The 25,204-nt window shown below is 74.4% G+C and carries 22 protein-coding genes; 14 read left to right on the plus strand and 8 right to left on the minus strand.

What is annotated here, in order from left to right; translation table 11 throughout:
- Positions 1–129 precede the first annotated feature (129 nt).
- Positions 130–903, plus strand: a complete 774-nt coding sequence (locus NT8_RS15655) for an SDR family NAD(P)-dependent oxidoreductase (RefSeq protein ID WP_067969887.1) — start codon at positions 130–132, stop codon at positions 901–903.
- Positions 904–916: 13 nt separating this feature from the next.
- Positions 917–1,681, plus strand: coding sequence for a crotonase/enoyl-CoA hydratase family protein (locus tag NT8_RS15660; protein WP_067969890.1), 765 nt, complete (start codon positions 917–919; stop codon positions 1,679–1,681).
- Between the two features lie 49 nt (positions 1,682–1,730).
- Here NT8_RS15660 and NT8_RS15665 read toward each other — a convergent pair whose 3' ends face one another.
- Positions 1,731–2,300, minus strand: a complete 570-nt coding sequence (locus NT8_RS15665) for a carboxymuconolactone decarboxylase family protein (RefSeq protein WP_169805222.1) — start codon at positions 2,298–2,300, stop codon at positions 1,731–1,733.
- 143 nt (positions 2,301–2,443) lie between these two features.
- Between NT8_RS15665 and NT8_RS15670 the strand changes: the two genes are divergently transcribed.
- The 4 genes from NT8_RS15670 to NT8_RS15685 all read left to right on the plus strand — a co-directional run bounded on the left by NT8_RS15670 (position 2,444) and on the right by NT8_RS15685 (position 6,325).
- Positions 2,444–3,424, plus strand: coding sequence for an ABC transporter ATP-binding protein (locus tag NT8_RS15670; RefSeq protein WP_067969893.1), 981 nt, complete (start codon positions 2,444–2,446; stop codon positions 3,422–3,424).
- Positions 3,425–3,464: 40 nt separating this feature from the next.
- Complete coding sequence (locus NT8_RS15675) at positions 3,465–4,325, plus strand: ABC transporter permease (protein WP_067969896.1); 861 nt, start codon at positions 3,465–3,467, stop codon at positions 4,323–4,325.
- Positions 4,326–4,460: 135 nt separating this feature from the next.
- Positions 4,461–5,723 (plus strand): sensor histidine kinase, encoded by a 1,263-nt coding sequence (locus tag NT8_RS15680; protein WP_067969899.1) that lies wholly within the window; start codon positions 4,461–4,463, stop codon positions 5,721–5,723.
- Entirely contained in the window at positions 5,720–6,325 is a 606-nt protein-coding gene (locus tag NT8_RS15685) for a response regulator transcription factor (RefSeq protein WP_067969902.1), read from the plus strand. Before NT8_RS15680 ends, NT8_RS15685 begins: the two co-directional genes overlap by 4 nt.
- 21 nt (positions 6,326–6,346) lie before the next feature.
- Here the strand turns inward: NT8_RS15685 and NT8_RS15690 are convergent, their stop codons facing one another.
- The 3 genes from NT8_RS15690 to NT8_RS15695 are packed head-to-tail and all read right to left on the minus strand — an operon-like array spanning position 6,347 to position 9,008.
- Complete coding sequence (locus NT8_RS15690; RefSeq protein WP_217999202.1) at positions 6,347–6,556, minus strand: type II toxin-antitoxin system HicA family toxin; 210 nt, start codon at positions 6,554–6,556, stop codon at positions 6,347–6,349.
- Entirely contained in the window at positions 6,553–6,783 is a 231-nt protein-coding gene (locus NT8_RS29370; protein ID WP_157515845.1) for a type II toxin-antitoxin system HicB family antitoxin, read from the minus strand. The genes NT8_RS15690 and NT8_RS29370 overlap by 4 nt, the downstream gene beginning before the upstream one ends.
- A 59-nt stretch (positions 6,784–6,842) precedes the next feature.
- Positions 6,843–9,008: a SpoIIE family protein phosphatase gene (locus tag NT8_RS15695; protein WP_067969905.1), complete on the minus strand. Its 2,166-nt coding sequence runs from the start codon at positions 9,006–9,008 to the stop codon at positions 6,843–6,845.
- Between the two features lie 379 nt (positions 9,009–9,387).
- Here NT8_RS15695 and NT8_RS15700 point away from each other — a divergent pair, with 379 nt between their 5' ends.
- The 4 genes from NT8_RS15700 to NT8_RS15715 all read left to right on the plus strand — a co-directional run bounded on the left by NT8_RS15700 (position 9,388) and on the right by NT8_RS15715 (position 16,301).
- Complete coding sequence (locus NT8_RS15700) at positions 9,388–13,644, plus strand: HAMP domain-containing protein (RefSeq protein ID WP_067969908.1); 4,257 nt, start codon at positions 9,388–9,390, stop codon at positions 13,642–13,644.
- 1 nt (position 13,645) lies between these two features.
- Positions 13,646–14,284, plus strand: a complete 639-nt coding sequence (locus tag NT8_RS15705; RefSeq protein WP_067969912.1) for a response regulator — start codon at positions 13,646–13,648, stop codon at positions 14,282–14,284.
- Between the two features lie 277 nt (positions 14,285–14,561).
- Positions 14,562–15,338 carry a hypothetical protein gene (locus NT8_RS15710; RefSeq protein WP_067969915.1) on the plus strand — a complete coding sequence of 259 codons (777 nt, stop codon included), beginning with the start codon at positions 14,562–14,564 and terminating at the stop codon, positions 15,336–15,338.
- 81 nt (positions 15,339–15,419) lie between these two features.
- Entirely contained in the window at positions 15,420–16,301 is an 882-nt protein-coding gene (locus tag NT8_RS15715) for a hypothetical protein (protein WP_067969920.1), read from the plus strand.
- 247 nt (positions 16,302–16,548) lie between these two features.
- On the opposite strand, the gene NT8_RS15720 is transcribed toward NT8_RS15715, so the two are convergent.
- Positions 16,549–17,709, minus strand: coding sequence for a GAF domain-containing protein (locus NT8_RS15720; RefSeq protein WP_067969923.1), 1,161 nt, complete (start codon positions 17,707–17,709; stop codon positions 16,549–16,551).
- Between the two features lie 167 nt (positions 17,710–17,876).
- On the opposite strand from NT8_RS15720, the gene NT8_RS15725 reads away from it, so the two are divergent.
- Positions 17,877–18,632, plus strand: coding sequence for a GAF and ANTAR domain-containing protein (locus tag NT8_RS15725; RefSeq protein WP_067969926.1), 756 nt, complete (start codon positions 17,877–17,879; stop codon positions 18,630–18,632).
- 178 nt (positions 18,633–18,810) lie between these two features.
- Entirely contained in the window at positions 18,811–19,161 is a 351-nt protein-coding gene (locus NT8_RS15730; RefSeq protein WP_067969929.1) for an STAS domain-containing protein, read from the plus strand.
- A 46-nt stretch (positions 19,162–19,207) separates the two neighbouring features.
- Here the strand turns inward: NT8_RS15730 and NT8_RS15735 are convergent, their stop codons facing one another.
- Both NT8_RS15735 and NT8_RS15740 read right to left on the minus strand, forming a co-directional pair.
- A complete protein-coding gene (locus NT8_RS15735) occupies positions 19,208–20,161 on the minus strand; it encodes an anti-sigma factor RsbA family regulatory protein (protein ID WP_067969932.1) in 954 nt (317 codons plus the stop codon).
- A 77-nt stretch (positions 20,162–20,238) separates the two neighbouring features.
- The gene (locus tag NT8_RS15740) at positions 20,239–21,483 is read right to left on the minus strand and encodes a glycosyltransferase (RefSeq protein ID WP_067969935.1); all 1,245 of its coding nucleotides are present in this window, start codon (positions 21,481–21,483) and stop codon (positions 20,239–20,241) included.
- A gap of 568 nt (positions 21,484–22,051) precedes the next feature.
- Between NT8_RS15740 and NT8_RS15745 the strand changes: the two genes are divergently transcribed.
- Complete coding sequence (locus NT8_RS15745) at positions 22,052–22,741, plus strand: SDR family oxidoreductase (RefSeq protein ID WP_217999206.1); 690 nt, start codon at positions 22,052–22,054, stop codon at positions 22,739–22,741.
- Between the two features lie 231 nt (positions 22,742–22,972).
- On the plus strand, positions 22,973–23,734 hold the full coding sequence (locus NT8_RS15750; protein WP_067969940.1) for a PP2C family protein-serine/threonine phosphatase: 762 nt from the start codon (positions 22,973–22,975) through the stop codon (positions 23,732–23,734).
- 151 nt (positions 23,735–23,885) lie between these two features.
- Here NT8_RS15750 and NT8_RS31290 read toward each other — a convergent pair whose 3' ends face one another.
- Positions 23,886–25,133: a copper resistance CopC family protein gene (locus tag NT8_RS31290; RefSeq protein WP_084468984.1), complete on the minus strand. Its 1,248-nt coding sequence runs from the start codon at positions 25,131–25,133 to the stop codon at positions 23,886–23,888.
- Between the last annotated feature and the right edge of the window lie 71 nt (positions 25,134–25,204).

Genomic DNA, 25,204 nt, shown 5'->3' on the forward strand with positions numbered 1-25,204 from the left:
GGGGACGCGCGGTGACGCGCGGCCCCGCCGCCCCGCCGGGACGGCCGGTGGCCAGGGGCGACACGGCCGCCCCGGATTCACCGAACCACGTTCTAGTCTGGGGGGCGCCGAATCGGTAGAGTGCCGCCCATGGAGCTGAATGGAGTTGCCGCCCTCGTGTCCGGCGGCGCAAGCGGACTCGGTGAGGCCACCGTCCGGGAACTGGCCGCCGCCGGGGCGACCGTCGTCATCGCCGACCTCAACGCCGAACGCGGCGAGGCCCTCGCCAAGGAGGTCGGCGGCGTCTTCGCGGCCACCGACGTCAGCGACGAGGAGCAGGTCGCGGCCGCCGTCGAGGCCGCCGTCGGCACCGGCCGCCCGCTGCGCGTCGCCGTGTCCTGCGCCGGCATCGGCTGGGCCACCCGCACCGTCGACCGCGAGGGGCGGCCGCACGACCTCGCGAGCTACCGGAAGGTCATCGACGTCAACCTCATCGGCACCTTCAACGTGGTGCGGCTCGCCGCCGCCGCCATGGCGGAGACCGAGCCGGTCAACGACGACGGCGAGCGCGGCGCCATCGTCAACACCGCCTCCCTCGCCGGCATCGAGGGGCAGATCGGGCAGATCGCCTACTCGTCGTCCAAGGGCGGCATCATCGGCATGACCGTCCCCGCCGCCCGCGACCTCGCCGCCATCGGCGTCCGCGTCAACACCGTCGCCCCCGGCATCCTCGACACCCCCATCTACGGGCAGGGCCCGGAGTCCGAGGCGTTCAAGGAGCGGCTCGCCGCCCCCGTGCCCTTCCCCAAGCGGCTGGGCACCGCCGCCGAGTTCGCCCGGCTGGTCCGCTCCCTGCTGGAGATCAGCTACATCAACGCCGAGGTCGTCCGCATCGACGGCGGCCTCCGCATGCAGCCCAAGTAGAGAGCGGGGACCCATGTCCGACGAGGTGCTCTACACCGCAGAGGACGGCGTCGCCGTCATCACCATCAACCGCCCCAAGGCCAGGAACGCGGTCGACGCCGCCGTGGCCCGGGGCATCGCCGACGCGCTGGACGACGTCGACGCCCGCTCCGACGTCACCGTCGCCGTGCTCACCGGGGCCGGCGGCACCTTCTGCTCCGGCATGGACCTCAAGGCGTTCATGCGGGGCGAGGTGCCGGTCGTGGAGGGGCGCGGCTTCGCCGGGTTCGCCCAGCGCCCGCCCGCCAAGCCGCTGATCGCCGCCGTCGAGGGCTACGCCCTCGCGGGCGGGTTCGAGGCCGTCCTCGGCTGCGACCTCGTGGTCGCCGCCGAGACCGCCCGGTTCGGCATCCCCGAGGCCAAGCGCGGCCTGGTCGCCGGCGGCGGCGGGCTGCTCCGGCTGCCCGCCCGCATCCCCCGCAACATCGCCATGGAGCTCGCCCTCACCGGCGACTTCGTGGACGCCCGGCGCATGGCCGAACTCGGGCTGGTCAACCGGGTCACCGCCGAGGGCGGGGCGCTCGACGGCGCCCGCGAACTCGCCGCCCGCATCGCCGCCAACGCGCCCATGGCCGTCGCGGTGTCCAAGCGGGTCGTCACCGAGTCGGCCGACTGGTCCACCGCCGAGATGTGGGAGCGCCAGGACGCGCTCATCTCCCCGGTGTTCGTCAGCCACGACGCCATGGAGGGCGCGGCCGCGTTCGCCGAGAAGCGCGACCCCGTCTGGAAGGGCGAGTAGCGCGCCGGCCGCGCCGGGGCCGGGCCGCGCCCGCCCCGGCGCGGCCGGCTCACATCTCGGGCACCGGCACCCGCAGCGTCCGCAGCAGGGTCGCCACCAGGTCGTAGTAGCCCACCAGGGTGATCAGCTCCACCACGCCGGCCTCGCCGAACGCGGCCTCGGCCGCCGCGTGGCAGGCGTCGGAGGCGTCGCGGTCGCGCAGCAGCGCCCGCGCGAAGTCGAGCGCCGCCCGGTCCTCGGCCCCGAACGAGTCGGGGGTGGCGTGTCCGCCCAGGGCCGCGATCTCGTCGGCGGTCAGCCCGGCCGCCGCGGCGACCCGCCGGTGCGCCGCCCACTCGAAGGAGCTGGCCCGCGCCGCCGCCACCGCCAGCACCACGATCTCGCGCACCCGGTCCGACAGCGACGTGCCCGACCCCACCGCCGCGCTGAGCCGCTGCAGCGCCGCCCCGACCCCCGGCGCCGCCAGCATCGCGTTGAACGGGCCGTGCAGCCGGCCGTCGGGCCCGGTCAGCGGGAACGGCGGGTGGGGCCCGTACTTCGCGAGCACGCCGTCGTAGACGGCCCGCTGCTCCGGGGACAGTTCGGCCGACGTGTACCAGTGGATCCGCCCGTGTCGCACACCCCGATCATGGCACCCCCGGCGCCGCCGCGCGGCCGGACCGGGGCGGATGACATCTGTCATCCCGCCACCCGGCGAAGCTCACCCCCGGCCGGTGACAGCGGCGACTACCCCCTCCGCCGCCGCCCGGCCAGGCTGGGGGCATGAGCACGGTAGACCACGACGGGCCGCCGGACCCCGGCACCGCCATCAGCGTCCGCGGCCTCCGGCAGCGCCACGGCGACCTCGAGGCGGTCCGCGGTATCTCCTTCGACGTCGCCCCCGGCGAGCTGTTCGCCCTCCTCGGGACCAACGGCGCCGGCAAGACCACGACCATCGAGACGATCGAGGGCTTCCGCCGCCCCGCCGCCGGACGGGTCCGCGTCCTCGGCACCGACCCCTACGGCCACCCGCCCGAACTGCGCGAACGCGTCGACGCCGTCCTCCAGCAGAGCGGGGTGTTCCCCGAACTCACCGTCGCCGAGACCGTCGACCTCGCCCGCGACCTCGCCGCCGACCCGATGCCGCGCGGCGACGTCCTGGAGCTGACCGGCCTCACCGCCAAGGCCGGCGCCGCCGTCGGCACCCTCTCCGGCGGGCAGCGCCGCCGCCTCGACCTCGGCCTGGCCGTGCTGTCGCGCCCGGACGTGCTGCTGCTGGACGAGCCCACCACCGGCATGGACCCCGAGGCGCGCCGGGAGACCTGGCGGCTCATCGCCGGCATCGTCGCGGACGGCGCCGCAGTCCTGCTCACCACCCACTACCTGGACGAGGCCGAACGGCTCGCCGACCGGCTCGCCATCATGCACCGCGGCGAGATCCGCGTCGCCGGCACCCTGCGCGAGGTCGTGGTCGACCGCGGCGACCGCGTCGGCTTCCGGCTGCCCGCCGACGTGCGCGCCGACGACCTGCCCGCGATCGGCGGCGCCGCCCCCGAGGTGGAGCCCCGCGACGGCGGCGCCTGGGTCGGCTACACCGTCCGCGGCGACGACCCCGACGCGCGGGCGCACCGCGCCCTCGCCGAACTCCTCGACTGGGCGCGCGCCCGGGGCACCGTCCTCGGCCGACTGGAGCTGCGCGCGGCCTCCCTGGAGGACGTCTTCCTCGGCGTGGCCGACGGCGCCGCCGACCTCATCTCCGGCTGACCGGCCGGACCGCCACCCCCAAGAACCCCCGAGGACCGCCATGACCACCGCACCGCCGACCGCCGGACCGCCGGCTCGCGCGGGCGCCGCGGCGCGCACGCCCGTCGGCACCGTCCGCCAGACCCTGCGGCTCACCCGCACCGAACTCACCCTGTTCCACCGCTACCGGGTCGCCCTGTTCTTCTCCGTGTTCCCGCTCGCGTTCGCCGCGTTCGGCTTCTTCATGGACGGCGACGACATCCTGCCGGGCGTCGACGTCGGCGCCTACTTCATAACCTCGGTGCCGCTCACCGCGGCCCTGGTCCTGGGCACCATGCACGTCCCCAACATCTACGCCGCCCGCCGCGAGGCGCTGATCCTCAAGCGGTTCCGGGTGTCCGGGGTGGCGCCCGCGGCCCTGTTCGGCGCCACCACCCTGTCGGTGCTCGCCGTGGTGGCGCTCATCACCGCCGCCGTCTGCGGCATCGTCACCCTGTACTACGGGGCGGCGCCCGCCGACCCGCTGATGGTGGCGCTCGGCACCGTCCTGGTCACCGTGGTCCTCAGCCTGCTGGGGGTGGCGCTCACCCGGCTCGCCCGCAACGCCGAGAGCGCCCAGATGATGAGCATGGTCCCGTTCCTGGCGCTGATCGGCGCGAGCGGCACCGCCTACCCGGTGGAGCTGATGCCCGACCCGCTGGCCGCCGCCTGCTCGCTGCTGCCCACCGCCCCCGCGGTGGCGCTCATCCGCTCCGGCTACTGGGGCCGCGACCTGTTCGGCGGCCTGGAGACCGCCGGGGCCGCGTCGGGCGCCGAGCTGTGGACCGCCGCCCTGCCCGCCCTGGCGGTGCTGGCCGCGTGGACCGTCGCCGCCGTCCTGCTGCTGCGCCTGTTCCGGTGGGACCCGCGCGGCGCCGCCTGACCCCCGGCGGGGACGCGGGCGCGCCGACCCCGCCGGGCCGGGCCCGCGCCGTCCCGCCCGCACCCGCGCGGGCGGAACGGCGCACCACCCCTGGCCACGGCTAAGCTGGCTGACCGACGGCAGCAAGGAGGCGTGATGCCGGACACCGCCGACACCCCCCGGCTCGACCGCGCCGGCGGCGGGCGCGAGGACCGCCGGCTCACCACCGCGCGGCGCCTGGTCACCGGGACCTTCGCGTTCATGGTGCTGCAGATCCCGTTCTTCGCCGTGATCGGCGCCGTCAACTCCCTCCAGCTCGACGGCTCCGTCCCGCTGTGGCGCAACGTCCTCGGCATCCTGCTCGCGCTGCCGCTGGCCTGGCTCGTCATGATGATCGTCCGGCACCGGCTGGGCGCGCACCCGCTCCGCGACCCCGACCGCGTCTTCTGGGCGTCGTTCGCCCTGCTCGCGGCGGTCGTCGTCTGCCTGGACGTCTACACCTGGACCATGCTGGTCGCGGGCTCGTGGTGGTCGGTGACGGCGCTCGTCGGCACGCGGTGGCGCATGGCGTCCGTCGCCGCCGTCCTGATCGGCGCGTCCTGGCTGCGCATCGCCGTGCTCGCCGAACCCGACTTCGCGCTGCTGGCGCTGGCCTGGGCGTTCCCGATCGTGTGGACCCTCATCGTCCTCGCCGGCAACTACGCCACCCTGCTGCTGTGGGACATCGCCTCCACCGCGCACGGCGCCCGCGACGCCCGCGCCCGGCTCGCCGTCAGCGAGGAGCGGCTGCGCTTCGCCCGCGACATGCACGACCTGCTCGGCCACAGCCTGTCCGGCATCGCGGTCAAGAGCGAGCTGGCCGCGCGCCTCGCCGAACGCGACCCCGGCCGCGCCGCCCGCGAGATGGGCGAGGTCCAGCGGGTCGCCCGCGAGGCCCTGCGCGAGGTGCGGGCGGCGGTCACCGGCTACCGCGAGATCGACCTGGAGGCCGAGGTCGCCGGTGTGCGCGCGGTGCTCCAGGCGGCCGGCGTGCGGTGCTCCGCCGACCTGCCCGACACCGCCGCCCTCCCCGCCGAACTGCGCACCCTGGCCGCGTGGGTGGTCCGCGAGGGCGGCACCAACGTCCTGCGGCACAGCACCGCCCGGTCGTTCGAGATCGCGCTGCGCGCGGGCGAGCGCGCGGTCGTGCTGGAGGTGTTCAACGACGGGGCGCCGCCGGCCGCCGACGGCACCGCGCCCCGCTACGGCAACGGCCTCAACGGGCTCGCCGAGCGCGTGGCGGCGGCGGGCGGCTCGCTGTCGGCCGCCGCCACCGGCGGGGGCGGCTTCCTGCTGCGGGCCGTGCTGCCGTACCCGGCCGCACCGGCCGCCCCCGAACCCCTACCGCCGTCCGGCGGACGGAAGGACGTGACCGTGTGATCCGGATCGTGCTGGCCGACGACGAGCAGCTGGTGCGCGGCGCCATCGCCGCCCTGCTCGGCCTGGAGGACGACCTGGAGGTCGCCGCCGAGGTCGGGCGCGGCGACGAGGTGGTGGCCGCGGTGGCCGCCGCCGACGCCGACATCGCGGTGCTCGACATCGAGATGCCCGGCGCCACCGGGCTGGAGGCCGCCGCCCTGCTGCGTGACGCCGCCCCCCGCTGCGGCGTGCTGATCCTCACGAGCTTCGGCCGCCCCGGCTACCTGCGCCGCGCCCTGGCGGCCGGCGCCCGCGGGTTCCTCGCCAAGGACGCCCCGGTCGACCAGCTCGCGGGCGCCATCCGCCGGGTCCACGGCGGCGGCCGCTACATCGACACCGAACTCGCCGCCGCGGCCATGACCTCGGGAGAGAACCCGCTCACGGCCCGCGAGGCCGAGGTCCTGCGCGGCGCCGCCCGCGGCCTCGCCGTCGGCGCGATCGCCCGCAGCCTCCACCTCACCGACGGCACGGTCCGCAACTACCTGTCCAACGCCATCACCAAGACCGGCGCCGACAACCGCATGTCCGCCATCCGCACCGCCGAGGAGATGGGCTGGCTCTGACCCCCGATCACACCGCCTGGCTCAGAGATCGGAGACGTCGATGCCCGCCGCGTCGAGGATGGCCTTCTGCGTGCCGAAGCGCAGCGGATCGCGGCCCAGCGGTACGACGATGGAGCGTCCATCGCGGCGGAGTTTGTAGTGGTCGCCACGGGTGGATACGTGCTCGAACCCTTCGGCTTCGAGTAGTTTGATGATCTCCTTGCTGGACAGCCGACGGGCGCGTGGGCTCACGCGCTGACCTTGATGTCGAAGGGGAGGACGGCGGCCTCGGGGTGGATGAGGGCGAAGTCGATGGCCTCGTCCTCGTAGTACAGCTCGACGGCCTCTTGGATGTTGTGCAGCGCCTCTGCGTAGGTGTCGCCCTCGGTGGTAACCCCGTTCTCGACGCACTGGATCACGAACCCGCCTTCTTCAGGCCAGATCCGTGCGGTTAGCCGTACCGTCGTCGGTTGGTCCATGTCAGCCTCCAGCAACCCGATGACACCGCCTCCAGACTAGGCGCCAGGGGCCGGGCGTGTCAGAGGAAGCGGAGGACGAGCATGGCGGTGTCGTCGGTGTGGCCGCCCGGGGCGAACTCCTCCAGGTCGCGGTCGAGGCGGACGATGACGGCCTGGGCGGTGAGGCCGGAGCAGTGGGAGAAGACCTTGGTCAGGCCGTCGTCGCCCAGCATCGCGTCGCCGTTGCGGCGCTCGGTGACGCCGTCGGTCACCGCGAGGAGCACGTCGCCCGAGGCGACCTCGATCGTCTCGGTGAAGAAGTCGACGTCCTCGAACGCGCCGAGCAGCGGCTGCGACGTGGCCAGCGGGACGACCTCGCCCTTCTGGTTGAGCTTCAGCGGCAGCGGGTGGCCCGCCGACACCAGGCGGATGCGCATGCCGCCGCCCGGCCCCATCGGCGTCATCTCGCCGTAGAGCATGGTGAGGAACCGGGTGCTGGTGTTCTCCTCCAGGATCGCCAGGTTGAGCCGGCGCATGATGTGCTCCGGCGAGAACCCCTCGCGGGCCAGCGCCCGCAGGGTGTGCCGGGCCAGGCCCGTGACCGCGGCGGCCTCGGGGCCGGTGCCGCACACGTCGCCGATCGCGAAGCACCACCGGCCGTCGGTGGCGAAGAGGTCGTAGAAGTCGCCGCCCACCACCGTGCGCTCGTCGGCGGGCCGGTAGAACACGGCGTGGTCGACGCCGGGGATGGCCGGCTCCTTCTCCTTGGCGGGCAGCAGGCTCCGCTGCAGCGCCTCGCTCATGGAGGTCTGCCCCGCGTACAGGCGGGCGTTCTCCATGGCCGAGGAGACCCGGCGGGCGAGGTCGTCGACCACGTCGACGTCCTCGCGGGTGAAGTCCTCGCCGGCGTCCTTGCCGAGCGTCATCCGGCCCAGCGTCTGCCCGTGCGCCACCAGCGGCACGCTGATGCCCGGGCTCTCGGCCAGCTCCAGGGTGAGTTCGTCGCCCAGCCCGGCCGCCGTCAGGATCTCGGCCGACCACAGCGGGCGGGGCTCGCGCTGCTCGGGCGGCGGCAGCTCCGTGAGCAGCGTCCGCAGCACGTCGTTGTAGTTCTCGTTGGAGTGCATCGTGTGCATCAGCCGCGACACCCCGAGTTCGCTGGTGGTGTGCACGGCACACCAGCTCCCCAGCCGCGAGGTGATGAGCTGCGCCGCCAGCGCCGCGGTCATCTGCTCGTCGAGCGTGCCGGTCAGCAGGTCGCTGGCCTCGGCGAGGAAGCTCAGGCTGGCCCGCCGCGCCAGCTCCACCTCGGCCAGGCGGGCGCGCTCCATCGGCAGCGCGATGCGGTCCGCGCCCTCCTGGAGGCGGCGGGCCGCGGTGTCGCCGAAGTGCCGGATGCGCCGCGACGCCACCCCGATCAGCCCGGTGATCCGGCCGTCCACGATCAGCGGGGCGGTCACCAGCGACCGCATGCCCGCCTGCGACAGCCGGCCGCGGTGCGCCCGCGCGATCATCAGGTCGTCGTTGATGACGGCGCCCGGCGCGGGCGCCACCGACGGGAACGTCTCCTCGGTGCGGCTGCGGAACTTGCGCCACGTGCCCGTCGTCAGCCCGGTGGCCGCGCGGACCTCCCACTCGGTCTCGTCGGTGGTGGCCAGGGCGATGTAGGCGGCGTCGCCGCCCAGCGCCGACCGGGCGTACTCGACGGTGCGGTCCAGCAGGTCGGGCAGCGCCAGCCGGGCCGTCAGCGCCGCGTCCAGCGCCGCCCACGGCGCCGGCCGGGCGGGCCGCCGGCGCGCGGGGCGCACCGGCAGCGGCGGGGCGAGTTCGCCCTCGCCCTCGGCGGTCTCGTCCTGGATGCGGAACCAGACCGCCTTGTCCTCCTTGCTGTAGCTGACACCCCAGCTCGTGGCGATGGCGGCGGCCAGCGCCAGGCCCAGCCCGCCGGTGCGGGTGTTCTCCTTGGAGGGGGAGGTGTCGACGGCCAGCGGGCCGGCCTGCGGCACGGCGCGGTCGGGCACCCGGTCGGCGACCACCACCTCGACCGCGTCGGGCAGCCGGCGCACGGTCAGCTCCAGCACGCTCTCGGCGTGGATGACGGCGTTCGTCACCAGCTCGCTGACCAGCAGGATGATGTCGTCGGTCGCGTGCTCGACGCCCCAGTCGCGCAGGGTCTCGCGGACGAACAACCGTGCGTCCCCCGCGGTCTCGGGAGCGGGGGAGAACTGCCGTCGGGCGACCTTCATCTCGTCATGTGGCATCGTGAAGCCGTACGGTTTCTCTCGGCGTCGGTCGGGCGGAGCGGGTTGCAGCGCGGTCGCAGCCCCATCACCCCCACCCTGTCGTTCCTTCTTCTCCCGGTCCCGGCGGTGCCGGCCCGGCCGCGTGTGCGGGAGCGGCGCGAACAGCAACGAAGTTCATGATGTCAGAACGGCAGTGCGGTGAGCAGCCCGGCCGCATAACGTGAGGGACGCGCCCCCTGCTCCGGCGCGGGCTGGCCTGCCGCGCGTACCGGACCGTAGCGTTGGGGGCACGGCGCAGACACCGCCGGGTGGGGCGATCCCGCTCCCGGCGGAGCCCGGCCCCCACCGGGCCGCCGGCGACGAGCAGCAGAGGAGGGGGACGATGCCCGACGCCACCCGAGCACCTGACACCGATACACAGGTGGACGAGCTCCTGGTCGCGCTCTACACCATGCGCGACGGCGACTTCAGTGTGCGGTTGAACACCCGCGGCGACGGCAAGGCCGCCGAGCTCGCCACCGTGTTCAACGCGGTGCTGGACCACTGCGAGCAGCTGAGCAGCGAACTCCAGCGGGTGGGCGGCGTCGTCAACCGCGAGGGCCGCCTCAACGAGCGCATCTCCGTCAGCCCGGCGCGCGGCGCCTGGGGCGAGGCCGTGCGCTCTCTGAACCAGCTCCTCGACGAGGTCAGCGAGCCCGTCACCGAGGTCGCGCAGATCCTCGACTCCGTCGCCGGCGGCGACCTCTCCCAGCGCGCCGACCTCACCAGCAGACACGGGCCGCTGCACGGCGACCTCCTCCGCCTGGCCACCTCGGTCAACCAGATGGCCGACCAGATGCACGGCTTCACCAACGAGGTCACCCGGGTCGCCCGCGAGGTCGGCACCGAGGGCAAGCTGGGCGGCAGCGCGCAGGTCGAGGGCGTCTCGGGCGCCTGGCGCGACGTCACCGAGTCGGTCAACCAGATGGCGTCGCGGCTCACCGCGCAGGTCCGCGACATCTCCACGGTCACCTCGGCGGTCGCCCAGGGCGACCTCAGCCGCAAGGTCACGGTCGACGTCCAAGGCGAGATGCTCCAGCTGAAGGACACCGTGAACACCATGGTGGACCAGCTGTCCACGTTCGCCGACGAGGTCACGCGCGTCGCCCGCGAGGTCGGCACCGAGGGCAAGCTGGGCGGCCGCGCCAACGTCAAGGGCGTGTCGGGCATCTGGAAGGACCTGACGAACAACGTCAACTCCATGGCCGACAACCTCACCAACCAGGTGCGCGACATCTCCCAGGTGACCACCGCGGTGGCGCGCGGCGACCTGAGCCGCAAGGTCACCGTCGACGTCCAAGGCGAGATGCTGCAGCTCAAGGACACGGTGAACACGATGGTCGACCAGCTCGACTCGTTCGCCGACGAGGTCACCCGGGTGGCGCGCGAGGTGGGCACCGAGGGCAAGCTGGGCGGGCGCGCGAACGTCAAGGGCGTGTCGGGCATCTGGAAGGACCTCACCGACAACGTCAACTCGATGGCCAACAGCCTGACCTACCAGGTCCGCAACATCTCGCAGGTCACCACCGCCGTCGCCCGCGGCGACCTCGGCAAGAAGATCACGGTCGACGCGCAGGGCGAGATGCTCCAGCTCAAGGACACCGTCAACACGATGGTCGACCAGCTGGAGTCCTTCGCCGACGAGGTGACCCGCATGGCGCGCGAGGTCGGCACCGAGGGCACCCTCGGCGGGCAGGCGCACGTGCGCGGCGTCTCGGGGGTCTGGAAGGACCTGACCGACAACGTCAACTCCATGGCGAACAACCTCACCCACCAGGTGCGGCAGATCTCCATCGTCACGCGCGCGGTGGCCCGCGGCGACCTCACCAAGAAGGTCACCGTCAACGCCAAGGGCGAGATCCTCGAACTCAAGGACACCATCAACGTGATGGTGGACCAGCTGTCCGCCTTCGCCGACGAGGTCACCCGCATGGCACGCGAGGTGGGCACCGAGGGCCAGCTGGGCGGGCGCGCCGACGTCAAGGGCGTCTCCGGCATCTGGAAGGACCTCACCGAGAACGTCAACTCGATGTCGCACAACCTCACCACCCAGGTGCGCAACATCTCGCAGGTGACGTCGGCGGTCGCCAACGGCGACCTGAGCAAGAAGATCACCGTCGACGCGCAGGGCGAGATCCTGGAGCTGAAGGACACCGTCAACACGATGGTCGACCAGCTGTCGGCCTTCGCGACGGAGGTCACCCGGGTCGCACACGAGGTCGGCAGCGAGGGGCAGCTCGGCGGCCAGGCGAAGGTCGCCGGGGTCTCGGGCACCTGGAAGCAGCTCACCGACAGCGTGAACGAGCTGGCCGGCAACCTCACCACCCAGGTGCGCGCCATCGGCGAGGTCGCCAGCGCCGTCACCCGGGGCGACCTCACCCAGAGCATCGAGGTCGACGCCCGCGGCGAGATGCTGAAGCTCAAGGACAACATCAACCTGATGGTGAGCAACCTGCGCGAGACCACCGCCGCGCAGCGCGACGAGGACTGGCTGAAGTCGCACCTCGCCCGCATCTCCGCCCGCATCCAGGGCCACCGCGACCTCAGCGAGCTGGCCCGGCTGATCGTCAACGAGGTCGTGCCGCTGGTCGAGGCCCAGCACGGCGCCTGCTACCTGCCGGAGGAGAAGGACGACGAGGAGTCCTTCCGCCTCTACGCCGGGTTCGGCTACCAGCCGGGCGAGTCCGGGCGCCGGATCCGGGCCGGCCGCGGCCTGGCCGGCGAGGTCATCGCGCAGAAGAAGGAGATGATCATCCACAACGTCCCGGCCGACTACGTCAAGGTCGAGTCCGGGCTGGGCGAGGCGCCGCCGCTGACGCTGGCGATCCTGCCGATCATCTCCGAGGGCCGGGCGCTGGGCGTGGTGGAACTCGGCTCGTTCCAGCGGTTCCGCGAGGTCCACCTGGACTTCCTGCGCCAGCTGATGTCGCTGATCGGCACCACGATCAACACCATCCTGGCCAACTCCAAGACCGAGTACCTGCTGCTGCAGTCGCGCCAGCTCACCAACGCGCTCCAGGAGCGGTCCAACGAGCTGCAGCGCCAGCAGGAGGAGCTGCGGCGCAAGAACGCCGAACTGCACAGCAAGGCGGGCCAGCTCGCCAGCCAGAACCGCGCCATCGAGCTGCAGAACCGGCAGATCGAACGGGCCCGGCGGTCGCTGGAGGACCGGGCGCACCAGCTCCAGGTGTCGTCCAAGTACAAGTCCGAGTTCCTGGCGAACATGTCGCACGAGCTGCGCACCCCGCTGAACAGCCTGCTGATCCTGGCCCGGCTGCTCGCCGACAACAGCGAGCAGAACCTCACGCCCAAGCAGGTGGAGTTCGCGCAGACCATCCACAAGGCGGGCAACGACCTGCTCCAGCTCATCGACGAGATCCTCGACCTCGCCAAGGTCGAGGCGGGGCGGGCCGAGGTGCAGCCGTCGGACGTGTCCATCAGCCAGCTCGTCGACTACGTCGAGGCGTCGTTCCGCCCGATGACCGCCGAGCGCGGCCTGGCGTTCGCCGTCGAGGTGTCGCCCGACATCCCGAACTACCTGTGGACCGACGAGCAGCGCCTCCAGCAGATCCTGCGCAACCTGCTGTCCAACGCGGTCAAGTTCACCGGGTCGGGCGAGGTCCGGCTGCTCATCGAGCCCGCGTGGGCGCTGGACGACGCCGACCTCGACACCTTCGGCGAGAACGAGGAGGTCATCGCGTTCTCGGTGGCCGACACCGGTATCGGCATCCCCGACGACAAGCTCCAGGTGATCTTCGAGGCCTTCCACCAGGGCGACGGCGGGACCAGCCGCCGGTTCGGCGGCACCGGCCTGGGCCTGTCGATCAGCCGGAACTTCGCCCGGCTGCTGGGCGGCGAGATCCGGGTGAACAGCGTCGTCGGCGAAGGCAGCACGTTCACCCTGCTGCTGCCGGTGCGGCTGCCCGAGGGCACCGCCGAGCGGCTGGACGAGGCCGCCGACTCCGCCGTCGTGCTGACCTCGGGTCCGCGCGCCGAGATCGAGCCGCTGACCGACGTCGAGGTGGAGATCCCCGACACCCCCGCCGACCTGGTCGACGCCCCGCGCCCGCCCGCGCCGCCGGCCGAGCCCGAGCCGGTGCCGGTGCTGCGCCCGGCCGAGGACACCGCGGAGCGGGGCGGCGAGGCCGCCGACGAGGTGCGCGACGACCCGGCCCGCGACGCGGTGCTGGCCGGCCGCCAGGTGCTCATCGTGGACGACGACATCCGCAACGTCTTCGCGCTGACCAGCGCGCTGGAGGCGCACGGCCTGCGGGTGCTCTACGCCGACAACGGCAAGTCCGGCATCGAGAAGCTGGAGGCCAACGAGGACGTCGAGCTGGTCCTGATGGACATCATGATGCCCGAGCTGGACGGCAACGCCACCACCCGCGCCATCCGCGAGATGCCGCAGTTCGCGGACCTGCCGATCATCTCGCTCACGGCGAAGGCCATGCAGGGCGACCGCGAGCGCAGCCTGGAGGCCGGCGCCTCCGACTACGTCACCAAGCCCGTCGACCTCGATCACCTCCTGGACGTGATCCGGACGTGGTTGGATCGGGGTACGGCCGACGACCGTACGGACAATGAGCAGGAGCAGTAGCGTGCCGCAGAAGGCCAACATCCTCCTCGTGGACGACCGCGTTGAGAACCTCACGGCCCTGGAGGCCATCCTGACCTCCCTGGACCAGAACCTGGTCCGGGCCAACTCCGGCGAGGCCGCCCTCAAGGCGCTGCTGGAGGAGGAGTTCGCGGTCATCCTGCTCGACGTGGTCATGCCGGGCATGGACGGCTTCGAGACCGCCGCGCACATCAAGCAGCGCGAGAAGACCAAGGACGTGCCGATCATCTTCCTGACCGGCGCGGGCGTCGACCGCCACCAGGTGTTCCGCGGCTACGCGTCGCGGGCCATCGACTACCTCACCAAGCCGTTCGACCCGTGGGTGCTGCGGTCCAAGGTCGAGGTCTTCGTGGAGCTGTACCACACCAAGCAGCAGCTGCGGGAGCAGTCGCGCACCCTCCAGCGCGAGCTGGCGGCCGACTCCGGCGGCACCGGCGGTCCGGTCGCGGCGCGGCTGGCGCGCCGGGTCTCCGAGGTCAACGCCAACCTGGAGCTGCTGCGCGGGCTGATCGTCACCGAGAACCGCGACACCGACAGCCGCACCGTCGAGGCCGTGCGCGACCTCGACCGTTCGATGGCCCGGCTCACCACCCTGGTCGAGGCGATCAGCGGACCCCGGTGAGCCCCGCACCGGCCGGGCCGCGCGCCCGGCCGGCGGGCGCCGGCGGCGGCTATACGCAGATGTAGCGCACCGGAGACCGTCCCGTTTCGCGGCGATCGCTACAATCCTTGAGCCGGACCTTTCGTCACGTTTCGGCCGTTGACCCCTGTGGTACCTTGCCCCGGTATCGGCTCGGTCGCCCCTCCCCTCCGCCGGGCCCGCACGCGTCCCGTCCCCCCGGAGCCCCGGTGACGAGCGGCAGGCCCACCCCTATCCCGGACTCCTTGGAGAAGACACCGTGCTCCGTTCGTCGTCCCGCACCGCCGTCGGCGCCGCAGCCGCCGCCCTGGCGTTCGCGTCCCCCTTCGGTGCCGCCGCGGCATCCGCGAGCACCACCGACTCCGGCACCCAGGCGTTCCCCTACACCTGCGACGACCAGGACACCGCCGACACCCAGGGTGTCGACATCGAGTTCATCCTCACCGCGCCCACCGAGGCCGAGGTCGGCACGGCCGTGGACTTCAGCATCGAGCCCACCGACTACCAGTACTTCAGCTACGTCGAGGGCGGCGACATCACCTCCGGCACGCTGACCGTCGAGACGCAGCTCGGCGGCGAGGCCGCCCCGCAGCCCGTCGTCAGCGCGTCGGTCGAGGCCGAGGGCTCGTTCGGCTCCGACGACGCCGAGACCTGGGACGAGACCGCGCTGGCCGGCTCCTTCACGCCGACCATGCCGGGCGAGATCACCCTCTCGCCGGGGGACATCACGATCGAGATCGACCAGGAGGTCGGGTCGATCGACACGACCGAATCGTCCCTGCCGTCCACGACCGTGTGCAGCCCCGACGCCGCCACCGACGCCCTGGCCACGGTGACCGTCACCGGCGAGCCCGCCGTCGAGGAGAGCCCGTCGTCCGCCCCGGCCGAGACCGAGGACGGCGCCCCCGGCCAGACCGCCGAGTCCGAGAACGGCATGCAGGGCATGATGATCTTCGTCGCCGTGGCCGGCGGCCTGATGCTCGTCGCCGCCGCCGTGGTCCTCGGCATCCTCATCACCGTGCTGCGCCGGCGCTAGCCGCGCACCCGACCGAAGGCGGACACCGGACGGTGTCCGCCTTCGGCGTTCCGCCCGGGGCGGCGTAGTAGAAAGGGCGGTATGCGTACCGCGACCGACACCTCGTGGCCCCGGCGGCTCATCAGCCCATCAGGCCTCGCGTTCGCGCTGCTCTGCCTGTTCCTGCCGTTCATCGGGGTCTCCTGCGAGGGCGGCATGGGCGCCATGGAGGTCCGGGTCAGCGGCTGGGACATGGCCGTCAACGGGCAGCCGTCGGTCACCGGCACCGGCCTGCTCGGCGCCTCCACCGACCAGCCGAGCCTCGCCCGGGAGTTCGCCGACGCCGGCGCGGAGGAGCGGGTGGGCGTGCGGCCGCTCATGCTCGGCGGCGTGCTGGCGATGCTGGTGGCGCTCGTCCTGGGCACGGTGCTGCCCAGCGCCCTGGGGCGCGCGGTCGCCGGCCTGGCCGCCACCGGCGCGGCCGCCCTCGCCATCACCGCCAACGAGATCACCATGCTCGCCGCGCTGCGCGAACGCATCACCGCCGACGCCCAGTGGCTGGCGGGCGAGGCCGAGGTCGGCACCAGGTTCGGGTTCTGGACCACCCTGGCCGTGCTCGCCGCCGTCCTCGGCAACGACGCCGTCCAGGCGGTGCTCGCCCGCCGCGCCGACCGCTCCGCCGCTGCCGCCGGTCCCCCTGCCCACGGCCCGCCCGCGCCGACCGCTCCGCCCGGCCTTTACGGCCCGCCCGGCCCGCCCGGACCGGGCGGGCCCGGGGCCTACGGCCAGCCGGGAGCGGACGCGCCGCCCCCGGGCGCGGGGCTGCCGCTCGGTGGCGGCGCGCCGTGGCCCCCGGCGCCGCCCCCGCCCGCCCACCCGTTCCCGCCGGCCGACGCCGGCCGGCCGCCGCTGGGCCGCCGCGACGACCCCTACGGCCCCCCGTTCGGCGAGCGCCCCGACCCCTACGGCCCGCCCTACGGGTGAGCCCGGGAGGGCCGGCCGTCCACAGGCGAGGGGTTCCCATGGCGGCCATCCCGTCCCATGGGGTTGACTGGAATCAGGGGTTCCCCCAAGCGCGATGGCCTCCCCCGCAATGTCCGGGGAACGCCTCATCATGCCCAGAACCACCGCACCCGCGCCCGCGGTGTTGCTTTTGACGTTAACGAGCTATGGGATCGCTCCCATGCCCCGACAACGTCAGGACCAACGAGGGGCCAACGGGGGGCCGGGGTTACTCGGTGGGTGGGGGCGCCAGGGCCAGGCCGATGTGCTCGCCGATCTCCTCGATCAGGCCCAGGTCGGCCAGCCGGAACGCGCCCCGGTTGCTCCGGCGGATCAGCGTCAGCGCGCCCCGCACCCCGCGGGTGCCCGTCAGCGGCACGCACAGCAGCGACCCGGCGCCGAGCGCGCTCAGCACGGGGGCCCCGCTGGCGGCGCTGCCCAGCACACCCTCGTCGTCGATCTGCTGGTGCAGTACCGACTTCGCGTTGGCGATGACCTCGCGCGCGATCGGCGACGCGGCGGGGTCGAGCGCGGCCAGCTCCGCCCGCAGCGGGTCGCCCGCCGGGCCGGAGACGACCTCGCGCCGGGTGTCCTCGATCCGGTCGGGCCGGTCGCAGACGTCCACGACCACCCAGTCGGCGTAGGAGTCGGCGAGCAGCGCCGCCGCCTTGTCGAGCGCCAGCGCCTCGCCGGCGCCCCCCGGGCCCGCGCTGCGCAGCAGCAGCCGGGTCATCCGGGCCAGCACGTCGAGCCGGCGTGCGGCCAGCACCACCACCTGGTCCTCGACCTCGGGCTCCAGCGGGGCGGGCCCTTCGGCGGACACGGCCAGCGGCGGCGACATCACCACGAGCACCTGCGGCTCGGCCTCGGTGGGGATCTCCAGCCGGGTCAGGGTCAGGTGCACGTCCTCGGCCCACCCGCGGCGGGCCAGGCGCGACTCGAACGACGCGGGTTCGCCGCCGCGCGCCACCGCGGCCAGCCACGACCGCATGGCGGCCCGGCGGCGCAGGTCGATGAAGGTGTGGAACGGCTTGCCGGTGAGGTACCCGCTGGTGCTGCCCAGCCGGTCCGCGCCGATGGCGTTGATCCGGCGGATGTAGCCCTCGTGGTCGAGCAGCACCACGGGCACGCTGAGCTGGGTGAACACCGCCCGCAGCACGGTGCGCTCGTCGTCGGCGGGGGCCCGGCGCGGCGCCTCGGCGTCGTGGTCGGCGGCGAGGCGGGCGCCGCAGTCGCCCAGCAGCTGCTCGGCGAACCCCAGCTCGGCCAGCGCCGCCTCGGCGGTGCCGGCGGCGTCGTCGGGGTACATGGCGTGGGTGGCGCGCAACGCCGCCGCGCGCTCACCCAGCTCGGTGATCGCACGCTGCAGTTCGGCGAGGTTCTCCGGCACGCTTGACTCCCGACTCGGCTGGACGGCGGGGGCTGCCGCGGCGGGCCCGCGGTCCCGCGCCCCCCACCGAAGCTAACGCATGTCCCAGGTGTTCCGTCCGGTGGTTACCGTTGAGTCAGGCCGCCGCGCGCCGTCCGGACGCGGCACCACGGGACGAAGGAGCGCCGATGTGGATCGAACGCCTGGCGCGCGAGATCGGCGCGCTCGGCCAGGCCCAGGGCAGTTCGCCCGAGCGGGCGCTGAACCAGATGAGCGTGGCCGCCGCCCGCGGTGTCCCGGGGTGCTCGGCGGCGCTGGTGGTGCTCTGGCGCGACGTCGGACCGGGTGACGACGTCGCCGGCCGGCACGTCGTGGTCGACTACGGGGCCTCGCACTCCGACCTCGCCGCCGCCTTCGAGCACCAGTACACGTCCGACCAGGGGCCCGCCGTCGAGGCCGTCCGCGAGATGCGACCGGTGCGGGTGGGGGACGTGCTGCGCGAGGACCGCTGGCCCGGCTACACCAGCATGGCGGTGCAGTGCGGGGACCGTTCCTCGATCACCTACCCCTGCGAGGCGGCCGGCGACGTCGTCACGTTCGGCGTCCACTCCGGCCGCGCCGACGGCCTGGACGAGGCGTCCGTCACACCGCTCGTGGCGCTGCTCGCCGAGCACGCCGCCACCGCGCTGCAGAGCGCGGGCCGGGTGACCGACGCCGCGCGTGAGGCCGCACACATGCGCCGCGCCATGGACGTCCGCGCGGTGATCGACCAGGCCAAGGGCATCATCATGCACGCCCGGGGCTGCGATTCCGCCGCGGCGTTCGACGAGCTGCGCCGGGTCGCGCAGCGCAACCGCATGAAGGTGGCCGACGTCGCCCGCAGCCTGGTCGCCGAGCACGACGAGAGCACCGGCCGCCCGCCGCGCGCGGCGCCCCGCCGATGAGAACCGTCGGGCGGGTGGACGCCCCGTATCGGTGTGGTGTCGTGGGGGGCGGAGCCTGTCTCGCCTCCGGCAATGGCGCTAGGGTTGGCCGAGTGGAGTTCGCAGTCCGTGTGAACACGACCCGGAGGCGGCTGCCGCCGGTGCCCGCGGTCTCCCTTGGCCGCCGAGGAGTGTGAGTGTGGCATCCCAGATCTCGATTCATGCCGAAGGCGACGTCGTGGTGGTCACCCCGACGGGGGAGTTGGATGCCGTCACGTCGCCCGACCTCGCCGCGGCCCTCGAAGGGGTCCTGGGCGCCGAGGAGCCCTGCCGCGGGGTCGTGATCGACTTCTCGGGGGTCACCTTCTGCGACTCCCGCTGCATCGGGGTGCTCGTGGCCTGCTACCGGCAGGCGCGCGACCGCGGTATCGCCCTGGTGGTGTCGTCGCCGCAGCGCACGGTGTACCGGCTGTTCGTCATCGCCGGGATCGACCAGGTCATCACGATCGAGGACGACACCCGCAACGCCATCACGTCGGTGTCGGCCTGACCCGTCGCCCGCCCGACCCCGTCCGGCGGGTCCGCCGGCGGGCCGGTCAGCCGGTCTCGGCGCGGAAGTGCAGGCGCACCAGCGAACCGTCGGGCCCCCCGCTGACCTGCATGTAGTCGGCCACCTGCCGGGTGATCCACAACCCATAGCCGCGCGGGCCCTGGGGGTCGGCGGCCAGGTAGCCGCTCAGCGGGTCGGTGAGGCCGCCGCGCTCGTCGAACACGTCGCACACCACCCAGCCGTCGCGGCGCCACACGGTGACCCCGCCCTTGCCCGCTCCGTGCTCCAGCACGTTGGCGGCGAGTTCGTTGGCGGCGACCACGAGGTCGCCGGCGCGGTCGCCGGTGAGTCCGGCCGCCGCGGCGAGGCGGGTGATCTCCTCGCGCAGCGCGGGCAGGTCGGCGCGGATGTCGGCGGTGTGCCGCGGGCCGGTGGGCGGCGGCAGCGGGCGGCCGACGTCGGCGGCGCTGAACGCCTCGGGGTCGACGTGGTCGCGGTTGGCGATCGGGCCCTCGGCGGTCGTGAGCAGCGGGTGCGTGTGCCGGGCGGCGTCGAGCACCGGGCCGGGCAGGCGGGGCGCGTCGTGCAGGCACAGCAGGCGCATGCCGGTGCCGGCGAGCGCGGTGGTCAGGACGGAGTCGAGCCGCTGCCATTCGCGCAGGCCGACGGGGTCGTCGACCGGCAGCGGGGGCTGGCCGAGGAGTGTGGTGCGCGCGGGTTCGCCGGAGCGGGCCAGCCGACGCAGCGCGGCCAGCGTGCGGCCGGGCGCCTCGTACAGCTCGCCGGGGTCGGTGAAGCGGATGTCGCCATCGGCGCCCGCCAGTCCACCGCGGAGTTCGGCGGCCATGGGGTCCGCGACCGCCACCACCACGTGCCCGCCGGCCGCGGCGTCCGCCCGCAACCGGGGCAGCACCGTTCGGCGCAGTTCGTCGGGGGCGCCCACGAGCACCGCGTGGTGCTCGAAGCCGGCGTCCCCCTCGGCGTCGGCGCGTGGCGTCATGGCATCATCCCGGGCGACCCTCCCGGCCTGGGGCGACAGCGTTCGGTCCTGCACGGCGGGCTCCACCGGCACGCCGACTAGTGTGCATCATCCCCGACCGCGGTCGGCATCGCGCCCTCTCCCGGGAGCATCCGCTCGTAGACGAGGGCGGTCTCCTGGGCGACGCGCTGCCAGCAGAACCGCGACGCGGCGCGGTCGGCGCCGGCGATGCCGTAGGCGGTGCGCATGGTGGCCTCGCCGAGGAGGGAGCGCACGGCGCGGGCCAGGGTCTCGGGGCGGGCCCAGCGCAGCAGGGTGCCGGTGGTGCCGTGCAGGACGGCGCCGGTGACGCCGCCGACGGCGCGGGCGACGACGGGCAGCCCGCACGCCATGGCCTCCAGCACGCCGCCGCCGTAGGGGTCGTAGCCGGCGGCCGAGACGTAGAGGTCGGCGGAGCGCAGCAGCCGCGGCAGGTCCTTGCGCTCGACCGGGCCGGTGATGGTGACGCGGTCGTCGACCCCGGCCTCCTTGGCGAGCAGCTCCAGGCGGCGGGCGTTGTCGTCGAGCGCGGGCTCGACCGGCGCCGGGCCGGCGATGACCGCCAGCTCCGCCTCGGGCAGCCGCACCATGGCCTCGATCAGCGTCTCGACGCCGCCGTCGGACAGCGGGGCGATGGTGATGATGCGGGTGCGGTCGTCGCGGCGGCCGTGCCAGGGGCCGGCCGCGGTGCCGCCCTCGGGGGCGAACTGGTCGGTCTCGACGCCGAACGGCACCACGCTGACGTTGCCGCGCGGCACGCCCATGCGGGCCAGCTCGAAGCGCTGGTCGGCGGAGTTCACCACGACCGCGTCGACGCGGCGGGCGATCGCGGCCTCCAGGCGGGCGCGGTCGGTGCGCTCGGGTCGGCCGGCGCGCTGCTCGGCGACGTTGAGCGAGTGGAAGGTCTGCACGATCGGCAGGGTGCCGGTGTGCTCCTCGCACTGGCGGGCGGCGGACAGGGCGGCCAGGCCGCTGGTCCAGCCGATGGAGTGCAGCACCTCGGGCGCGTCGGCGGTGAGCCGGTCGGCCAGCGCGGTGGCGAAGGCGCCGGTGTGGTCGGCGGCCTCGTCCTCGGTGAGGGGGCGCTCGGGGCCCGCGGCGAGGTGCTCGACCATGACCCCGCGGCCCATGCGGGCGCGCTCGGGGGCGTCGGCGGCGGCGCGGCGCGCGTAGACGGTGACGCGGTGGCCCTGCTTGGCCAGGTGGCGGGCGAGGGCGGCGACGTGGACGCTGTCACCGCAGGTGGGCTCCCCCTTGTGGGCGGGGAGCGGGGTGGCGTGCTCGGCAATCAGGGCGATCTTCATATGGCACTCCTCAGGGCACGACGGCGACCCGGCACGTGAATCGGGAGGGGTCCGCGCGAGTACGCCGCGGCGGCGGCGACGGGGGGCGGACCGGAGGGGCTCCCGGGCCGGACCGGCAGGGGCCGGTCCGGCGGAGAGAAGGAAAGGAGGGGCAGACGCATGGGAATCACACCAATCACCGTTGCGGGAAAACACGAAAGCGCCCGCGGAACCGCCGAGGAGACCTCGGCACGCGAGCGCGCAAGGGATGTGGTGTGTCTGCGTCTTAGACACCCGACGGGCTCCATTGTGCCAGACGTCCCCACTTCCCACAACAGCCGTCGACGTGGGCGGACGCCGGTGGCGGCGCCGCGGCGGCACGGCCCGGGTTTGTCCGGTGACGCTCCGGGCACGCTGGGCCGGGACGAGCCGACCGGCGGCGCGCGGACGGAGGACGTGGATGAACGTGGGGCCGGACCGGTGGCCGCCGGGTGGAGACGACGGGGGCGCGCCGCGCGTGCGCGACCCGGTGCCGGGATACGCGGGGCGGGGGCGGCTGCGGGGCCGGCGCGCGCTGGTGGTGGGGGACATGGGCGACGCCCCGGGCGGGGGCCGCGCGGTGGCGGTGGCCCTCGCCCGCGAGGGGGCTGCGGTCGCCGTCGCCGGGCGCAGCGGCGATCCGGACGCGCCGCCGGGGGCCCGGCCGCTGGCGCCGCCGCTGGGCGACGGCCCGCTCGCCGACACCGCCCGGCTGCTCGCCGAGGCCGGGGGCGCGACCCTGGCGGTCGACTGCGACCCCACCAGTGAGGCGGAGTGCCGGGAGGTGGTCGCCCACACCGCCCTGGAGTTCGGCGCGATCGACGTCCTCGCGCTGTGCGGGTCGGCGCCGCCCGACGCCGACGGGCTGCGCGAGCTCACCACCCGGCGGCTGGAGGAGCTGCTGCGCGCGACCCTCTACACGGCGCTGTGGTTCGTGCGGGCCGCGCGCACGCACCTGGCCGACGGCGCTTCGGTGGTGCTGCCGGGCTCCGGCGCGGGCCGGGCCGGATCGGGGGAGCACGTGGGGCTGGCGGCGGGGACCGGCGGGGTGATGAGCCTGACCCGGTCGCTGGCCGACGCGCTGCGCGACCGCGGCGTGCGGGTGAACTGCCTGGTGTCCGACCCCCGCGACGACCCCGCCGACGTGGCGGCGGCCTACGTCGCGCTGGCCGCCGGGGAAGGGCGCCACGGGACCGGGGAGGTCCTGCCCGTGGCCGAGGTCCTCGCCGCCGGGGGGTGAACCCGCCGCGCACCGCTCGCCCCGGCGGGGACGGAACCGTACCTTTGAGGGAGCGGCCACTCGGGAACTGCGTATCGGGGCGTTTTCCGCCATGATGTACGCGGATTTTGACCACGATCAGCGGGCCCCCGATACGGTTGCTTGATCACCGCGCCCCGGCCACCGTCCGGCCGGTGGCGCCGCTTGGGACCGTTCGGCAGGATCTGCCGATGAAACAGGAGGTTAGGGCGTATGGGACTCGCTGGTGGGGAAGTCACGGTCACAGCCCTCACGCACCGGGGAGCGGTCCGCCCGGCCAATGAGGACGCCGTGGTCATGGGGGCGCTGACCATAGCCAGCGCCAACATGACGTTGCCGGTCCGCTGCGTGCTCCCGGTGAGCGAGCCCGTCATCCTCGCCGTCGCCGACGGCCTGGGCGGCCACGCCGCCGGTGAGATCGCCTCCGAGCACGCCGTGCACCGCATGGCCGAGATGAGCCCCCGGCTGGCCTCGCCCGACGACGTCGACGTGCTGCTGAAGAACATCGACGAGGAGATCAAGGACCACGCCACCCAGCACGCCGAGTTCTCCGGCATGGGAACCACGGTCGCCGGGATGCTGCTGAACGCCGACGGCAACTTCTGGTTCAACGTGGGCGACTCCCGCACCTACCGCCTCGAAGGCACCCGGTTGCGCCAGCTCTCGCAGGACGACTCCCCGCCGCTGCCGCCCTCCGAGGACGGCAAGCCGGTCACCACCAACTTCATCACCCAGTCGCTCGGCGGCAGCGGCGCCACCGCGATGGTGCCGCACGTGGGCCGCGACCACGAGCCCGACCCCGGCACCTGGCTGATGTGCAGCGACGGCCTGTCCGACCTGGTCGCGCTGGAGGACATGGAGCGCATCATCGCCGAGGCCGGCAGCGACGAGGCCGCCGTGCACGCCCTGTGGCAGGCCGCCATGGAGGCGTCCGGGCGCGACAACATCAGCATCCTGCTCGCCCGCCGCATCTGACACCGCCCCCGCGCCCGGGAGAGGGGCGCGGCGGGCGCTGCGGCGCGCTTCGGACGCCCCCGGACGGCCGCGCGGCGGCGCCGTGGCGTCCCGGCCCGTACGCAGCGGGGCCCGGGACCGCACCGGCCCCGGGCCCCGCCCCCGCGTCGGGTCAGTCCCGGCCGTCACCGGGGCGGTTGCGCATCCGGACCAGCAGGATCACCACGAGGGCGATCACCGCGATGGCCCCGACCACGCCCGCGACCGGGCCGAGCGCCGACATCGGGTCGGCGGTGCCGCCGTTCTCGGCGGCCGACGGCGACTCCGCCGGGTCCGCGTCGGAGCCGGCGGGCGCGGCGGACGGCTCCTCGGCCGGGGTCGACGGCTCGGGCAGGGCCTCCTCCGCCACCGTGAACGTGAGCTGGTCCTCCAGCGGGTGGCCGTCGGCGGAGATGATCCGGTAGGCGAGCGTGTACTCGCCGGCCTCCTCCAGGGGGCGCAGCGGAACGGACGCCTCGGCGCCGTCGCGCTCGACCTCCCCGTCCTCGTAGGTGGTGCCGTCGGGGCCGGTCACGACGATGGTGTTGGTGCCGTCGCCGACCTCGGCGTTGAACGTGAGCACGACCTCCTCGGGGAGGGTGTCGAGTTCGGCCCCGTCCTCGGGCGAGGAGCTGAGCAGCGTGTTGTGGGCGAGCGCCGCGGGCGCCGGGGCGAGGGCGAGCGGGACCGCGGCCGCGAGCGCGGCCAGGAGCAGGGTGCCGCGGCGCGCGGCGGTGGTGTGCGTCATGGTGGTGACCTTTCCGGCCGTGGACGTCCGTTGGGGCGCCGCGCCGGCGGGCGCGGCGATGGCGGGGTGCGGCGGGACGTCGGGCGGGGCGCGCGACCGGTCGCGGCGCGGGCCGCCCTGGCCGGGGCGGAGCAGCGGGGGTTCGGGGGAGCGGGGCCGGGGCGCGGCCGGCGCGGCGGGGCGCGGGCGGCCCAGCGGCCGGGGGAGCGCGGTGGCCAGCAGCTCCAGCAGCGCCCAGAGGGCGGACTCGCCGCGGGCGAGCAGGGCGGCGGAGAGCAGGGCGGCCCACAGGTGTCCGGCCAGCATCCCCGGGTAGAGCCCGAGCAGCGCGCCGTGCCCGGCGTGGCCGGGCGGCACGGCCGCCGCGTCGGGCGCCGAGGCGAGCAGGACGAGATGCAGCAGCGCCTGCGCGGCGGCGAGGACGGCGAAGATCTCGCCGAAGGTCCGGCGGCGGCGGGTGAACCGGTGGAGCAGGGGCGCGAGGAGCGCGGCGGCCGCCGCGACGGCGGCGGGGGAGGAGGGCGTATCGGCCCACAGGGAGTGCCCGCTCCAGGAGAGCCCGGCGCACGCACCGGCGAGGAACGCGGTGCGGACGGCCCGGAGAGGCCCGCGGACGGGAGCGTGCACGGTCATCGAACCTAGCCGAGGACGCCCCGGACGCAAAGAGCGCCGCCGGGCACGTGGCCCGGCGGCGGGGCGGGGGG

This window comes from Nocardiopsis trehalosi NBRC 14201 (genome assembly GCF_001552555.1).
In the GTDB taxonomy this organism is placed as follows: Bacteria; Actinomycetota; Actinomycetes; order Streptosporangiales; family Streptosporangiaceae; genus Nocardiopsis_B; species Nocardiopsis_B trehalosi.